The sequence below is a fragment of the Pseudomonas sp. LJDD11 genome, from assembly GCF_024584215.1.
Taxonomy (GTDB): domain Bacteria; phylum Pseudomonadota; class Gammaproteobacteria; order Pseudomonadales; family Pseudomonadaceae; genus Aquipseudomonas.
Window position 1 is genome coordinate 33,530 of sequence record NZ_JANJFL010000025.1, and the last position, 15,211, is coordinate 48,740.

The window sequence follows — 15,211 nt, forward strand, 5'->3', positions numbered from 1 at the left end:
ATCAGCCTATCGGGGTGGCGAAGATTAAGGAAATTTCGTTTCACAATCCACCTCATAGACTTCTCCTATTCAGAAAAGTACCGAGGCCATTACTTTAACCCCTGCTACGTCGTGGCGGCGAATCCGGGCCATGCCGGACACACAGGCTGGCCAGCCTCTTTAACCACTGCCACAAAGCCGGTAAGGTCGCCGCAGACCCTGATTCGGAGGCTGTCATGCCCGCACCCGCCCTCACCGGCCCGCAATACCTCGCCGAAGGCCTGAAACTGATACTCAGTCCTGGCCTGCGCCTGTTTGTCCTGCTGCCCTTGAGCATCAACCTGCTGCTGTTCGGGGGCCTGGTGTACCTGGCGGTGCATCAGTTCGGCATGTGGGTGGACACCTTCATGCCGACCCTGCCGGACTGGCTGAGCTTTCTGAGCTACATCCTGTGGCCGCTGTTCGTGTTGCTGGTGCTATTGATGGTGTTCTTCACCTTCACCATGCTGGCCAACATCATTGCCGCACCGTTCAACGGTTTTCTGTCGGAAAAGGTCGAGGCCGTGGTGCGCGGTGAAGACACCTCACCACCGTTCAGTTGGGGTGAACTGGCCGCCATGATTCCCCGCACTCTGGCTCGTGAAGCTCGCAAGCTGGGTTACATGTTGCCGCGGGTTATAGGGCTGTTCATCCTGTCGTTCATTCCGGTGGTCAACCTGATCGCGACCCCGCTGTGGCTGTTGTTCGGTGTATGGATGATGGCAATCCAATACATCGACTATCCCGCCGACAACAACAAAATGAGCTGGCAGGACATGCTCGCCTGGCTGCGCAGCAAACGCTGGGCCTGTTTGAGTTTTGGCGGCACGGTGTATGCCGCGTTGCTGATCCCGTTCGTCAATATTTTCATGATGCCGGCAGCGGTGGCCGGGGCGACGTTGTTCTGGGTCCGGGAGCGGGCCGAGGCAGGTTTGTCACAGGCTAATACTGGCCGTTAAAGGCAGATTGTTGCCGGGCAGCACAGGGGTGATCACCCGCTGCCCGGCAGCTTTACAGGGCCCCAGCCCTCTTACGCCACTATGGCATCGGTCTTGCTCAAGGGATCCGGCGCAGGGAACCAGATTGCCACGGCGGCGTTACGTGCTGTCATCGTCAGCCGCCTCCTGGTCACACCCGGCGCGCCCACAACCATTGAGGACAGAACATGCGCATTGATGCCACTTCACCCATTGCCGCGCTCACCGGCCAGCAAAACCCGACAAGAAAATCCGAGGCTGATACGCAACAATTCAATGTCCAGGCTGTGCAAGCACAAGCCGCCCTGCCGACAGACAAGCCAACTGACAGTGTCAAATCTGAAAACATGTACGTAAAAATGGCCAGGCAATCCCCGGACAAAGCCGAAGAAACCGCATATTCACTGGTCAACGACTCCATGAAAGATCCACTGCTGAACATTTCCAGCTGGCCGGTGATTCGCTATTCGGTCTCAGGGCAGTTGGTGACAGATGAGTCCAACGCCTACTTCCAGAAACTCTCGGCTGATTCATTGAAACTGCGTACCGACCTCTACAACTCGGAAAAGGCCAAAGGCACTTCCGCACTCGAAATTGTTGAAAAGCTGGTCGCATTAAATAGCAGTTTGCCCAAAAGTTTTCAGGACATGGCCAACTGGCAAGCATAACGCTGTAGGCAAGGCGGTTTTCGCTTCGGCAACCGCCTATCGCCCCACAAATCCAGGAACATTCTTACATTGCTTGGGGAACAATTCGATTTTCCGGCAACGCGTAATTAATAGCGGCAATCGATCTCCAGCACTGGCAAATAGTTGCCATCAGAAAAACACCAAAGACATGTAAGAATATTCCCAACCAGACCAACCAGCGCACTTCCCACTCTTTATTTATAGCCCCATCGCCGCGACAGCATAAACCTGGCATTCAGTTTGCTCTTCACTATCGTGTCCACAGAAGAGGAACTGACCATGACAACTGATTTATCCATTTCGAATTCATCCGGCTACACCCGAGCGCCCGCAGCGCTTGAGAGCGTTCCGTCATCACGCGCAGGCCGATTCAGCCAGATCCTGAAAAATGCCAGTAACGACGCCCCCAAGCCACCGCCAGAACCTGCCGCCGCTACGCTCATACCTCTTCAGCTAATGCGCCCGGCGACCTTCATGCAGAACAAGAATGTGCAACAACAAGGGTCGGTCGTGCAGGACGACAACTTTGTACCGGCGCCAGCGGCATTGGAGCGTATCCCTGGCAAAGGGCGAGTGCTCAAAAACTAGCGATGCACCACCCTGGTTTGTTTGACGCACATCGCAAGAGGATCTTTTCCATGTTCTTTTCCACAACCGCCGGTTCTGACCGCCTCATTCACGCCCACTCAATTCTGAAACACTATAAGTTGAAGGGCGCAACCTTGAGGGAATGACCGACGAGCAATCAAGGCAGCAGAATGAACTCATGAAAGGCACGCCTGCCATCAGAACTCTGGAAAAAACCTGAACTTCAACAATGTGCTGTCTCAACGATATCCGTGACATGGCCAATTGGTGAATAATGGGGCTCTGGGTGTTGCCAGAGCTCCACACTTTTTAATCAAGCCAATTATTCGATAATACAACGCTATTCAGAATAGCTTTCACGCCCCCAAAATCCCTAACTGAAACTCACAGAAACGTCCTACAACATCTTCAGCGCTTGAAAAGTTTTATGTAGTCCTGATGCCGTCTTCGAGGAACTTGACGGGCGCATACCTCTCACCCTGCCCGTCATAAAACCACCACAAAAACCTCACACAAACGCAACCGCTCAGGTCAACACTGAGGTAATGAGCACATTCCTGCATGTCACCCTGATCACCGAAACCTATGCTCCCGAAATCAATGGCGTGGCCAATACCCTCGGGCGGCTGTGTGACGGTTTGCGTCTGCGCGGTCACAAGGTCGAACTGATCCGGCCCCGTCAGGGTCACGAACCGGCGCCTGCCGAGCCTGATGAGCTGATGCTCTGCCGTGGCTGGCCGATTCCGGGTTATCCGGGGCTGCAATGGGGCCAGGCCTCGATGCACAAGTTGTTACGCCGTTGGCAGCGCAAGCGGCCAGACGTGCTGTACATCGCCACCGAGGGTCCTTTGGGGCTGTCTGCATTGCGCGCGGCAAGGCGGCTGGGTATCGCGGTGGTCAGCGGTTTCCACACCAACTTTGCGCAATACACCCAACAGTACGGCATGAGCTTCATTACCCGGGCGCTGACGCATTACCTGCGCTGGTTCCACAACCGTTCGCACTTCACCCTGGCCCCCAGCGTCAGCCAGCGCCTGGAGTTGCAACGCCGTGGCTTCGAGCGGGTCGAGCTATTGTCGCGTGGCGTGGACAGCCAATTGTTCAACCCGTCGCGGCGTTCGGCCGCCTTGCGCGCCGAATGGGGCCTTGAAGAAGATGCAATCGCCGTGCTGCACGTCGGTCGGCTGGCAGCGGAAAAAAACCTCGGTTTGCTCAAGACCTGCTTTGAGGCGCTGAGCCAGAATTATCCGCAGTACACGCTGCGTCTGGTGATCGTCGGTGATGGCCCGCAGCGTCAGTGGCTGCAACGCGAACTGCCTGAGGCCATTTTCTGTGGGGCGCAACGCGGAGAAGCGCTGGCCGAGCATTTCGCTTGCGGCGACATGTTTCTGTTTCCCAGCCTGACCGAGACGTTTGGCAATGTGGTGCTTGAGGCGCTGGCGTCAGGACTGGCGGTGGTGGCTTATGACGAAGCGGCAGCCGGTCAGCACATTCGTCATGGACATAACGGTGCGCTGGCCATGCCGGGCGACGAGGATGCTTTCGTCGATGCCGCCTGCTGGCTGCTCGAAGACAGTGAAACCCTGCGCCGGGTGCGGCTTAACGCCAGGCAGCACGCCAGCCGCCAGGGCTGGAACAGCATCATTGATCAGTTCGAAGGGCAGTTGTTGAATGCCTGCGCGCAAGACAGTGCAGTGCCGGTAAAGCCCGTGCCTTGAGGGCGCGGGCCATTGAGCGCGGACTCAGGCCAGGGCCTTCTCGATCGCCTGAATGACAGCCTGATCATCCGGCGCAGTGCGCGGCGAAAACCGCGCGACCACCGCGCCTTTGCCATTGACCAGAAATTTCTCGAAATTCCAGGTGATGTCACCGGGAAACTCCGCTCCTTCGCCGGCCAGCAGACGGTACAGCGAATGACGATGCGCGCCGTTGACCTCAAGCTTCTCACCCAGCGGGAAGGTCACGCCGTAATTGAGCTGGCAGAACGACTGGATCTCGGCGTGGGTGCCTGGCTCCTGCCCGGCGAACTGGTTGCACGGCAGGCCCAACACGCTGAAGCCTTGGTCTTTATAGTGCTGATAGAGCGTTTCAAGCGCTGCGTACTGAGGTGTTAGGCCACATTTGGAGGCCACGTTGACCACCAGTACCACCTTGTCCTTGAACGGCGCCAGAGGCAGAGCCTGCCCGTCGAGCCCGGTCAGGGTGATGTCGTGAAAAGCACTCATGGATGGAACCCCCCTTCAAGCCATACCCGCAAAAAAGGGCGGCCCGCAGGCTGCACAACGCGCAGAACTGCCGGGACGCCCTTGCGGTTATCTGAGCTTAGCAGCCCAAATCAGTGGTGATGGCCACCTTCGCCATGAATATGGCCGTGGGCCAGTTCTTCCTGACTGGCATCACGAATATTGATGACCTTGACCTTGAAGTTAAGGCGCTGACCGGCCAGCGGGTGGTTGCCGTCGACGGTCACGTCGTCGCCGTCCAGATCACGGATGGTGACGATCTGCATGCTGCCGTCCGGGCCGGAAGCGTGGAACTGCATGCCAACTTCCAGTTGGTCGACACCTTCGAACATGCTGCGGCTCAGGGTGCTGATCAGCTCGGCAGAGAACTCGCCGTAAGCGTCTTCAGGCTCGATGGAGACGCTCAGCTCGTCGCCTACATCTTTGCCTTCCAGCGCTTTTTCCAGGCCTGGAATGATGTTGCCGGCACCGTGCAGGTAGACCAGCGGCGCGCCGCCGGACGAGCTGTCGATGACCTCACCAGCGTCGTTGGTCAGGGTATAGTCGATGGAGACAGCCTTTTGGGCAGCGATAGGCATGAGTGCAAGACCTTTGCTTGATATGGATGAACGCCCAAGTCTAACCAAGCCATGCCCTGAAAGCTAACGCAACACCGACAGGAGGGTTTATGAACACGACACCGGTACTGACAATCCTGACCGGCTGGCGCCAGGATGAAGAAGGTAACTGGGTCGCGATCCTGGCTTGTGGCCATACCCAACACATGCGCCATCAGCCGCCATGGCAATCGCGTGCCTGGGTGCTGGACCCGCAGTTGCGCGCTGAAAAAATCGGCGAGCCGTTTGCTTGCGGATGGTGCGCACGCCCCCCCGATGACGATAGTCTTGGCTCCAGTTAGAGCGCTGCGACAGACAGCGTCGGTATTTTCGGGATCATCCGGCACCCATAAGTGCCGGGGACCCTTGCACTGCTCAATTCGGAAGCCCCCATGCAGACTTTTTTCATTGCGCCCACGGACTTCGGCGTGGGACTGACCTCCATCAGCCTGGGTCTGGTCCGGACCCTGGAACACGCCGGGCTCAAAGTCGGGTTCTTCAAGCCCATCGCCCAGCCACACCCTGGCGATACCGGCCCGGAACGCTCCACCGAACTGGTCGCCCGTACTCACGGCCTCAAGCCGCCCACTCCACTGGCGCTGTCGTATGTCGAGCGCATGCTGGGCGACGGCCAGCTCGATGAGCTGCTCGAAGAAATCATCCGCCTGTATCAACAGGCCGCAGTCGGCAAGGATGTACTGATCGTCGAGGGCATGGTCCCGACCCGGCACGCCAGCTACGCCGCGCGCGTCAATCTGCATCTGGCCAAAAGCCTGGATGCCGAGGTGATCCTGGTATCGGCACCGGAAAACGAAGTGCTGACCGAACTGTCCGGCCGGGTTGAATTGCAGGCCCAGATGTTTGGCGGCCCGAAAGACCCGAAGGTTTTAGGCGTGATTCTCAACAAGGTGCGCACCGAAGAAAGCATGGAGGCTTTCGCTGCCCGCTTGAAAGAGCACTCGCCCTTGCTGCGCAGCGGCGACTTTCGCTTGCTTGGCTGCATTCCGTATCAAGCCGACCTGAATGCGCCGCGCACCCGCGATGTGGCTGAACTGCTCGGCGCAGAGGTGCTCAATGCCGGCGATTATGAGCAGCGGCGCATGGCCAAGATCATCATTTGCGCACGCACCGTGGTCAACACGGTGCACTTGCTCAAACCCGGTGTGCTGGTGGTCACCCCTGGCGACCGCGACGACATCATTCTGGCCGTCAGCCTGGCCACCATGAACGGCGTACCACTGGCCGGCATGCTGCTGACCAGCGATATCGTGCCCGACCCACGCATCATGGAACTGTGCCGTGGCGCGCTGCAGGCTGGCCTGCCAGTGCTGTCGGTGAGCACCGGCACCTACGACACGGCCAACCGGCTGAACCAGCTCAACAAGGAAATTCCTGTCGATGACCGGGAGCGGGCCGAGATCATCACCGATTTCGTGGCCGGCCATCTGGACGCCGAATGGCTGCATCAGCGCTGCGGCACGCCACGGGAACTGCGTCTGTCGCCGGCGGTATTCCGTTATCAGTTGATCCAGCGCGCTCAGGCCAGCAACAAGCGTATCGTATTGCCTGAAGGCAGCGAGCCGCTGATCATCCAGGCGGCGGCCATCTGCCAGGCTCGCGGCATTGCGCGCTGCGTCTTGCTGGCAAGGCCCGCTGAAGTCCAGGCCGTGGCCAAGGCGCAAGGTATCGAGCTGCCAGCGGGGCTGGAAATCATTGATCCGGAGCTGATTCGCCAGCGTTATGTCGAACCGATGGTCGAACTGCGCAAGAGCAAGAGCCTCAATGCACCGATGGCCGAGCAGCAACTGGAAGATCCGGTGGTGATCGGCACCATGATGCTGGCCCTCGATGAAGTCGACGGCCTGGTCTCGGGTCTGGTGCACTCTACCGCCAACACCATTCGCCCGGCCCTGCAACTGGTCAAGACCGCACCGGGCTGCAGCTTGGTGTCTTCGGTATTTTTCATGCTGTTCCCGGATCAGGTGCTGGTCTATGGCGACTGCATCATGAACCCGCACCCCAGTGCCCAGGCGCTGGCTGAAATCGCCCTGCAAAGCGCCGACTCGGCGCAAACCTTTGGCATTGCGCCACGGGTGGCGATGATCAGCTACTCCAGCGGCCACGCGGATAACGATGAAGAAGTGGCAAAGGTCCGCGAAGCCACGCAATTGGCCCGTGAGGCGCGCCGTGGCCTGCTGATCGACGGCCCGTTGCAGTACGACGCAGCGGCCAACGAAAACGACGCCCGGCAACTGGCGCCCAATAGCCAGGTGGCAGGGCGCGCCACGGTGTTTGTGTTTCCCGATCTCAACACCGGTAACACCACCTACAAGGCCTTACAACGCAGTGCTGACTGCGTGACGCTGGGGCCGATGCTGCAAGGCCTGCGCAAGCCGGTCAATGACCTGCCGCGTGGTGCACAGGTCGATGATATTGTGCACACCATCGCCCTGACCGCCATTCAGGCCGACACATTGTCCTGATACACCGAGTGATGCCGGAACGGTCCGGCATCATCTTCAATACCCGGAGTTGTTCACTACCATGGCTTTCCTGCCTGCCCCTTTGCGTGGCGTTGTTGCCGCGCTGCTGTTGGCGCTCAACACGCTGGCCTGCTGTATTCCGCTGTTTGTGGTGACCGTGTTCAAGCTCTGCCTGCCGTTCGCCGCTGCCCAGCGCCTGAGTAACAGGCTCATGAATCTGATCCAGGAAAGCTGGATCGCCAACAACAACGCCTGGATTCGCCTGCTGACCGGCACCCGCTGGCACCTGAGCGGCCTGGAAGGTCTGGATTACCAGCACTCCTATCTGGTGACCAGCAATCACCAGAGCTGGGTCGACATTATGGTGCTGCAATTCTTGCTTAATAAACGCATTCGGCCGTTGAAGTTCTTTCTCAAGCAAGAGCTGATCTGGGTGCCGGTGATCGGTCTTGCCTGGTGGGCACTGGGCTTTCCGTTCATGAAGCGCTATTCCAAGGCTTACCTGGCCAAACACCCTGAAAAGCGCGGCAAAGACCTGGAAACCACGCGACGCACCTGCGCAAAGTTTCGCGACAACCCGGTGAGCATTTTCAACTTCGCCGAAGGCACCCGCTTTACCCCGGCCAAACACGCCGAACAGCAGTCACCGTTTCGTCACCTGCTAAAACCCAAGGCTGGCGGTATCGCCTTTGTGCTCGATGCGATGGGCGAACAGCTGGAGTCGATCGTCAACGTGACCCTCTATTACCCCAATGGCCAGCCTGGTTACTGGGACCTGCTGTGCGGGCGGGTCGGTCAGGTGGTCGCGCATTTCGATGAGGTGCCTATCCCGGCCGGGTTCATCGGCAAAAGCTACGATCAGGATCAAGCCTACCGCCAGGCCTTCCAGCAGTGGATCAATGCCTTGTGGGAAGAGAAAGACCGGCTGCTGGATCAATTGGCAATCGAGCACCCCGCCACAGGCCGTCAGCGCCGATAAGTCACTCGGCGCTGGGCAGGCTGCAGCAATTACTGCTGATACTGATCGTACTGCTGGCCCGGAATCGGCTTGAGATTGACCTCGACCCGGCGGTTCTGGGCACGGCCATTGGCATCGGCATTGCTGGCAATCGGTGAGTCAGGGCCGGCACCGCGCACCGACAAGTGCGTCGGATCGACCCCTTGGGAAGTCAGGTAAGTCGCCACGCTCTGCGCGCGCTGCTGGGACAGGTCCATGTTGTGCTGGCGGCTGCCGGTGCTGTCGGTGTAACCGATGATCTCGATATTGTTCTGGTTGAACTGCTTGAGTGAGCCCGCCAGGTTATTGAGCGGCGAATAGAAGCTGCTGGCGATGGCGGCCGAATCGGTGGCGAAGGTAATGTTGCCAGGCATGATCAGCTTGATCTGGTCACCCTGACGCTGCACTTCAACCCCGGTATTGGCCATCCGTGCGCGCAGCGCAGCTTCCTGACGGTCTGCGTAGTAGCCGTAGCCGGCCGAAGCGGCACCGACCACCGCCGCACCGATCAGCGCCCCCTTGCCACGGTTGTTATGGTCAATGGCAGCACCTGCCACAGCGCCTGCGAGGGCGCCGAGCCCGCCATACTTGGCGGTACGGCTCATACCCTGTTGCTCCTGGTTGCCGTAACCGCCTTGATTGCCGCCATAACCTCCCTGGTTATCGTAGGGGTTGGGCGAGGCGCAGCCGGCCAGCAGGGCAACGGCAGTGGCGGCAATAATCAGTCGGGGCGTGATCAACATTCAATGTGCTCCTGATTTTTTACATTTCTTTGTACATTGCAACGAACGCTTATTGCCGATTTAGAACGCAAAAGGTGCGGAAAATTCCTGGCCGAACGGCATCATTCGAGGTTGGCCAGGCGGCACTGACGGCACATTGATTGAAGCAAAAACGGCCACCCAAAAGACCTTGTAAAAAAAATTTAAGCCAGCCACTGACGCCATTAAACCAGCACGTTACAACAAGCTGATTTATCTAAGAAAATCAAATACAGCAAGGCGTTGACGCCTGAACATTGTCATACAAACTCATTAATTGCTCCGTATAATGGCATAACGCGACCATCGGATTTTATGGTCTTGAGAACAGGGCAGATGTGAGGTTGCCAACCGCACGCGCCTCTCTTGCTTTACACCATTTTCTGAACGACCCGGCACGGACCGCTGCATCCACCTCCTAGAAAGGGTGACCAGCCATGCTAAGAAAAATACTGGTATCCGACCTCGCCCTGGGCATGCATATCCACGAATTCTGCCGGCCCAGAACCAACGATCCGTTCTGGATCGGACAGGTCGAGGCTGTGCTGCGTGATATCGAAGTTCTCGAACGCATCAAGCGTTCTGACACGCTGGAAGTGTGGATTGACACCTGCCGCGGCAAAGCCCCTGACACTTGCTCGCCTGCGCAGAATGCGGATGTCGCACCGGTCAGCCTCGATAAAGAACTGCTGCGCGCCAGATTGATTTGCGGACGTGCGAAAAACGCCGTCATGTCCATGTTTGCCGAAGCCAAGATGGGCCACGCACTCAATACCGACGATATCGAACTGCTGATCGAGGAGATTTCCGGCTCGGTCATGCGCAACCCGCATGCGCTGATCAGCCTGTCGCGCCTGAAAAACTCCGATGAATATACCTACATGCATTCGGTGGCGGTCTGCGCCCTGATGGTCGCACTGGCCAGACGCATGGACCTGCCCGAAGACCAGGTGCGTGACGCCGGAGTTGCCGGTCTGATGCATGACGTGGGCAAGATGATGATGAACCCGGACATTCTCAACAAGCCCGGACAACTGACCCGCGAAGAGTTCGAGGCGATGAAATCGCACCCGGAAGCCGGGCTGAAAATCCTTGAAGGCAGTTGCCAGGTTACCCGTGCAGTGATGGACGTCTGCCTGCATCATCACGAGAAATTCGACGGCAGCGGCTATCCCCATGGCCTGGTGGGTGAAGAGATCAGCTTGTTCGCCAGAATGGGCGCGGTGTGTGATGTCTACGACGCCATAACCTCTGACCGGCCCTACAAGAAAGCCTGGGGAGCCGCCCGGGCGATCCGTGAAATGGCCACCTGGAAAGGCCATTTCGACGACAAGATCTTCCAGCACTTCGTCAAGACCGTGGGCATCTACCCGGTGGGCGCGCTGGTGCGCCTGGAAAGCGGGCGGCTGGCAGTGGTCATGGAGCAATCCGAACAGTCGCTGCTGACCCCCAAGGTCAAGGTGATCATGTCGGCGCGCACCGGCAAGCCGCTGGAGCACCGCATCGTGCACCTGGGCAAGAGCCAGGAAGCCGACAGCATCATCAAGTTCGAATGCCCCCATGAATGGGGGATCGAGAAATTCAACGAATTGTGGGCCGGGGCGCCGCTCAACTAAGCAACCCCAACGCCTTGGCCCGGGCCACCGCCTGAGTACGTCGTTCGACACCGAGCTTGCCGTTGATATGGCTGGCGTGGCTCTTGACCGTGTGCAACGAGATGAACAACCGCTCGCTGATCTGCTGATTGGAAAAACCCTGGGCGATCAACTGTAGAACACCCAGCTCACGTGCACTGAGGCTCTCGCCCGACAGCGTTGCGCATTGCGGGTTATCCCCGCCAGGCAGGTGCTCCAGCAGCGTGTCACGGACCTCGCTGACCGCCACCTTGTGCAATTGCTGACGTAACCACGCCGCGTGCCGCTCGATCAAGGGCTCGAACGCCAGTAGCCCGCCACGTTCACTGATTGCCAGACTGCGAGCCAGCAACGGCGTGGCACATTCCTGTCGACCCTGATCAAGCAGCACCGCCATGCGTCTGGTCAGGGTATTGAGCACCAGCCACTGGGCGTCGATGTCCGCCGCACGTTGTTCGAGTGCCTGCAAGGCGCTCAGGGCAGTCTCCCCATTGGCCAGTTCGGCACGCTGCAACTCGACCTGTAGCGGCAATTGCGGCTGACATTCAGGCGCGGCCAGCGACAGCCCGGCACTGTAGGTCTGGCTCAGGCGTAACAGCCACGGGCCGGCCAGGCCAATGCGTCCTTGGCCCTGCCACAGCTCGCATTTGACCAGGGTTATCATCGCCAGATAGTGCACCGGCGGCACGCCCCAGCCATGCATCAGGCGCTCGACCTCGGCCAGTTCGGCGAACGCTTCGGCGTCGCGCCTGGCGCGTCCGAGCAGCGAAGCCAGGGTGCAATAACCGGTCAATACACTGATGTCCCGACAATCACGGGCTTCGGCCAACCCGCTGCGCAAGGTCTCGAAGGCCTCATCGGTCCGCAGGCACAGACTCAGCAGATAGCCATGGTAAAGAGTCAAGCGGGCACGAATGGGATAACGTCGCGCAGGATCCAGTTTGGTGAGCAATTGCAATCCCGTGCGCACCTGTTCCAGGGCGCGGAAAATCTCGCCACGGGCCTGTAGAACCTGCGCACGGTCGTGGCAGGCCAAGGCTTCGAACAACGGGTTGGCGAGCCGCTGCGCCAGCTCCAGCGCATCGCGACTCAAGGCCCGGGCACGCAGCAGGTCACCGTCGGTGATCGCCAGGTTGACCAGCGTCGACAGACACACCAGACGTTGCCCATAGCGTCTCTCTGGCAAGCTGAGCAAGGCTTCGCTGCAATAACGCCGCGCCGTATCGGCATCTCCCCTGCCCCGGGCAATGATGCCGCTCAGCGCCAGCCATTGGGCGAGCATTGATTGTTGCGCCGTGGCCGAAGGCGCCGGCAGAAAACGCGCCAGATGGCTGGCCAGTTCTTCGGCAGCATCAGGCTGGCAAGCCAGCCCCAATGCCCAGGCATACAGCACGATCAGGCGCGGCGTGCTGGCCAGCAGGCTGTCGGGCAAGTCCATTTTCCAGCGCAACAACATGACCACGTTCTGTTCGGCCAGCAGCTTTTCTTCGGCCAGGTGCTGCGCCAGGCTGGCTGCAGTATCGGCATCGCCGGCCAGCAGTGCCTGTTCAACCGCCTCGTCGAGCATGCCGTGTTCATGGAACCAGCGGCAGGCATTGAGATGCAGGCGCGTGGCGGCCTCCGGGCGGCGGCTGCGCAAAAAATCAGCAAACAGATGGTGGTAACGCAACCACTGCCCCTGCTCATCCAGCGGTATCAGGAAAACCTGGTGAAGTTGCAGGTAATCGAGCATCGCGGCGCTGTCATCACGATCACGCAGGGCGTCACACAGCCCGCTGCAGAAACGCTCCAGACAGGCCGTGTCATACAGAAATGCCTGCACCTGCTCTGGCAGGTAGTCGATGACTTCCTCAAGCAGGTATTCGCTGACCAGCGCCTCACTGTCTTGTGCGGCATGCCCCTGAGTGGCCAGCAACCAGAAACGCAGCCCCGCTACCCAGCCTTCGTTGCGTTCGATCAATCGCTGCCGGGCCGGGCCATCGGCAACCAGGGCATGGCGCGCCAGCAAGGCCTGCGCTTCACCGCAGGTCAGGCGCAGATCCTGTTCGTTGAGTTCCAGAATATGCCGCGCCAGGCGCAGCCGAGACAGCTGCCAGTCCGGACGCTGGCGGCTGGTGACCAGCAACACCAGCCCGCCTGGCAGATGATCAAGGAGCATTTGCAAACAGCGATCCAGCACCGGCCCCTGAACCAGGTGATAGTCGTCCAGCACCAGCAGCAGCGGCCGGCTCAGCACCAGGTGCATGGCCAGTTCGTCGAGCAAGGCATCGAGCCAGGCTTCCAGCGCCTGTGGCTCCTGGGCGTTGCGCAACCTCAGCGAGGCCAGCGGCTGGCCACCGAGCTGCGGAAAAAAGCCCTGCAGCGCACACAGCAGCCGCTCCATGAAGCGTCCGGGCTCTGCATCTCGTCTACCCAGTCCCAGCCAGGCACTTTGCCATGGTGCCGGCAATGATTCGCAGAACTCCACTGCCAGCGAACTCTTGCCGAACCCGGCGGGCGCGCCGACCAGGATCAGCCGCCCGGACAACCCTTGGCGCAGCCGCTCGCACAGACGCGGGCGCGGCACATGGTCTTCGGATAACGGGGGACGAAAGAAACGCCGCTCCAGCGTATGGGTGGCGTGATCGACGAATCCTTGCATGCGGGACAGATCAGTCATGGCCGGCTCTTGTAATTGTCTTGGCAAGACATTTATTCGGCATCGCAGATGTCCGCAGCCTAACGGCTGCTTGAGCGCTTTTGAAGGACATACCCTAAAGATTCGTAACAAAATTCCTACAAGGATTAAAAAACGTCTGCGCCGCCAATGAAAAAGCCCCCTGACGGGGGCTTGATCACAGCGAACGTTCAGATGCTCAGCGCACACCGTCCTGACGCAGGGCGCCAGAGCTGAATTCGCTGGCGCTGGCCTCGAAGCCGAACTCGTAGGCGCGACGCTCTTCGTTCTTCATGCCCAGCGCCATATAACGGCCGGACTGCAGATCGTACAGGGTTTCGATCACGTACCACGGCACTTGCTTGTCGTAGTAGTTGACGGCATGAGCCTCGGCCACCCGCCACAACTGACCACGACCGTCGTAGTGGTCGATGACCGCAGCCTGCCAGGTGTCTTCATCGATGAAGAAGTCACGTTTGGCATAGATATGCCGCTGGCCGGATTTCAGGGTTGCCGTGACATGCCAGACCCGACGCAGCTCATAGCGGGCCAGGTCCTGATTGATGTGCCCGGCCTTGATGACGTCGTCGTACTTGAGCGAGGTGTCATCGAGCTTGTGACTGTTGGCGGCGATGTACATCTCCTGCTTGCCTACCAGCTTCCAGTCGTAGCGGTCCGGCGCACCGTTATACATGTCCAGGTTGTCCGAGGTCCGGGTGCCATCGGCCGCAGTACCCGGACCATCGTAGGAAACCTCCGGCGCCCGGCGTACACGCCGCTGACCGGCGTTGTACACCCACGCCATGCGTGGTTCCTTGACCTGGTCGATGGTCTCGTGGACCAGCAGCACACCACCGGCCAGCCGCGCAGGCGCGGTGACCTGTTGCTTGAAGTAGAACAGGATGTTCTCGGAAATACCGGTGCCCTTCATCTGGTCACGGAACACGAACTGGTCACTGAACTTGACGATCGAGTAAGAGCCGTTGGGCTGCGGAGTGGCCTGAGTGACCTGACGTTTGACGGCACCACCGCGATAACGGGTGATGTGGTTCCAGATCACCTCGACGCCACTGGCCGGGATCGGAAACGGAATGGCGGTCTGGAAGTTCTCCAGACCGTTGCCGCCAGCGGTCAACTTCGCGTTGGTGGCATTGCGCTTGGCCGCAGCGGCGACTGAATCGGGCACCGTCGCGCCACGGTGGCCGGGGTAGACCACAATCTTGTAGCTCTGCGGATAGCGCTTGAACAGCGCGTACTGCCCCGGCGCGAGTTTTTCCTTGTACTGCTCGACATTGCTCGCGGTGATGGTGAACAGCGGCTTTTCACTGGCATAAGGGTTGGCCAGGAAACCCTTGCCATCGATGGCCCCGGCATTGGTCGGCATCGGGCTCCAAGCCGGGATGCTGTTGTCGGCATTACCGGCCTTTTCCCCGCCCAAGGGGGTCAGGCTGGTCCCCAGCTTGGCGGCTTCGGATTCCGATACCGCCGCCATTACCCCGGTCGCCAGCATCGACAGCCCCAGCACACTGGCTTGCAACAGACCTTTGGTCATTTTCATGTTCGTCGTCC

The 15,211-nt window shown here is 59.4% G+C and carries 12 protein-coding genes and 1 pseudogene; 8 read left to right on the forward strand and 5 right to left on the reverse strand.

Annotated elements, in window-relative coordinates:
• Positions 1-215: 215 nt before the first annotated feature.
• The 4 genes from cysZ (at position 216) to NRB16_RS23090 (ending at position 3,990) form a co-directional block, all read left to right on the forward strand.
• Complete coding sequence (gene cysZ, locus NRB16_RS23075) at positions 216-977, forward strand: sulfate transporter CysZ (protein ID WP_045483075.1); 762 nt, start codon at positions 216-218, stop codon at positions 975-977.
• A gap of 206 nt (positions 978-1,183) precedes the next feature.
• Entirely contained in the window at positions 1,184-1,663 is a 480-nt protein-coding gene (locus NRB16_RS23080) for a hypothetical protein (RefSeq protein WP_052483347.1), read from the forward strand.
• A 261-nt stretch (positions 1,664-1,924) separates the two neighbouring features.
• On the forward strand, positions 1,925-2,272 hold the full coding sequence (locus NRB16_RS23085) for a hypothetical protein (RefSeq protein WP_144403190.1): 348 nt from the start codon (positions 1,925-1,927) through the stop codon (positions 2,270-2,272).
• A gap of 545 nt (positions 2,273-2,817) precedes the next feature.
• On the forward strand, positions 2,818-3,990 hold the full coding sequence (locus NRB16_RS23090) for a glycosyltransferase family 1 protein (protein WP_257107027.1): 1,173 nt from the start codon (positions 2,818-2,820) through the stop codon (positions 3,988-3,990).
• 24 nt (positions 3,991-4,014) lie between these two features.
• Here the strand turns inward: NRB16_RS23090 and NRB16_RS23095 are convergent, their stop codons facing one another.
• Positions 4,015-4,497, reverse strand: coding sequence for a glutathione peroxidase (locus NRB16_RS23095; protein WP_045483081.1), 483 nt, complete (start codon positions 4,495-4,497; stop codon positions 4,015-4,017).
• Positions 4,498-4,607: 110 nt separating this feature from the next.
• Complete coding sequence (locus NRB16_RS23100) at positions 4,608-5,093, reverse strand: peptidylprolyl isomerase (protein ID WP_045483084.1); 486 nt, start codon at positions 5,091-5,093, stop codon at positions 4,608-4,610.
• On the opposite strand from NRB16_RS23100, the pseudogene NRB16_RS23105 reads away from it, so the two are divergent.
• The 3 genes and pseudogenes from NRB16_RS23105 to NRB16_RS23115 all read left to right on the forward strand — a co-directional run bounded on the left by NRB16_RS23105 (position 5,062) and on the right by NRB16_RS23115 (position 8,573).
• Positions 5,062-5,413, forward strand: a pseudogene (locus NRB16_RS23105) (DUF3565 domain-containing protein). The gene NRB16_RS23100 and the pseudogene NRB16_RS23105 overlap by 32 nt on opposite strands.
• Positions 5,414-5,503: 90 nt before the next feature.
• Positions 5,504-7,594, forward strand: coding sequence for a phosphate acetyltransferase (gene pta / locus NRB16_RS23110; RefSeq protein ID WP_253111753.1), 2,091 nt, complete (start codon positions 5,504-5,506; stop codon positions 7,592-7,594).
• A 61-nt stretch (positions 7,595-7,655) separates the two neighbouring features.
• Positions 7,656-8,573: an acyltransferase gene (locus NRB16_RS23115; protein ID WP_253111752.1), complete on the forward strand. Its 918-nt coding sequence runs from the start codon at positions 7,656-7,658 to the stop codon at positions 8,571-8,573.
• 29 nt (positions 8,574-8,602) lie between these two features.
• On the opposite strand, the gene NRB16_RS23120 is transcribed toward NRB16_RS23115, so the two are convergent.
• Positions 8,603-9,334, reverse strand: a complete 732-nt coding sequence (locus NRB16_RS23120) for an OmpA family protein (RefSeq protein ID WP_045483092.1) — start codon at positions 9,332-9,334, stop codon at positions 8,603-8,605.
• Positions 9,335-9,789: 455 nt separating this feature from the next.
• Here NRB16_RS23120 and NRB16_RS23125 point away from each other — a divergent pair, with 455 nt between their 5' ends.
• The gene (locus NRB16_RS23125; RefSeq protein WP_253111751.1) at positions 9,790-10,968 is read left to right on the forward strand and encodes an HD-GYP domain-containing protein; all 1,179 of its coding nucleotides are present in this window, start codon (positions 9,790-9,792) and stop codon (positions 10,966-10,968) included.
• On the opposite strand, the gene NRB16_RS23130 is transcribed toward NRB16_RS23125, so the two are convergent.
• Complete coding sequence (locus NRB16_RS23130; protein WP_257107028.1) at positions 10,961-13,645, reverse strand: LuxR C-terminal-related transcriptional regulator; 2,685 nt, start codon at positions 13,643-13,645, stop codon at positions 10,961-10,963. The two genes, NRB16_RS23125 and NRB16_RS23130, sit on opposite strands and share 8 nt — an antisense overlap.
• Before the next feature lie 196 nt (positions 13,646-13,841).
• Positions 13,842-15,200, reverse strand: a complete 1,359-nt coding sequence (locus NRB16_RS23135; RefSeq protein ID WP_045483101.1) for a DUF1329 domain-containing protein — start codon at positions 15,198-15,200, stop codon at positions 13,842-13,844.
• Between the last annotated feature and the right edge of the window lie 11 nt (positions 15,201-15,211).

What these genes read in the sequence shown, in the direction of transcription:
- cysZ (WP_045483075.1), top strand. Translation starts at nt 216, where the DNA reads ATGCCCGCACCCGCCCTCACCGGCCCGCAATACCTCGCCGAAGGCCTG.
- NRB16_RS23080 (WP_052483347.1), top strand. Translation starts at nt 1,184, where the DNA reads ATGCGCATTGATGCCACTTCACCCATTGCCGCGCTCACCGGCCAGCAA.
- NRB16_RS23090 (WP_257107027.1), top strand. Translation starts at nt 2,818, where the DNA reads ATGAGCACATTCCTGCATGTCACCCTGATCACCGAAACCTATGCTCCC.
- NRB16_RS23095 (WP_045483081.1), bottom strand. Translation starts at nt 4,497, where the DNA reads ATGAGTGCTTTTCACGACATCACCCTGACCGGGCTCGACGGGCAGGCT.
- NRB16_RS23100 (WP_045483084.1), bottom strand. Translation starts at nt 5,093, where the DNA reads ATGCCTATCGCTGCCCAAAAGGCTGTCTCCATCGACTATACCCTGACC.
- pta (WP_253111753.1), top strand. Translation starts at nt 5,504, where the DNA reads ATGCAGACTTTTTTCATTGCGCCCACGGACTTCGGCGTGGGACTGACC.
- NRB16_RS23115 (WP_253111752.1), top strand. Translation starts at nt 7,656, where the DNA reads ATGGCTTTCCTGCCTGCCCCTTTGCGTGGCGTTGTTGCCGCGCTGCTG.
- NRB16_RS23120 (WP_045483092.1), bottom strand. Translation starts at nt 9,334, where the DNA reads ATGTTGATCACGCCCCGACTGATTATTGCCGCCACTGCCGTTGCCCTG.
- NRB16_RS23125 (WP_253111751.1), top strand. Translation starts at nt 9,790, where the DNA reads ATGCTAAGAAAAATACTGGTATCCGACCTCGCCCTGGGCATGCATATC.
- NRB16_RS23130 (WP_257107028.1), bottom strand. Translation starts at nt 13,645, where the DNA reads ATGACTGATCTGTCCCGCATGCAAGGATTCGTCGATCACGCCACCCAT.
- NRB16_RS23135 (WP_045483101.1), bottom strand. Translation starts at nt 15,200, where the DNA reads ATGAAAATGACCAAAGGTCTGTTGCAAGCCAGTGTGCTGGGGCTGTCG.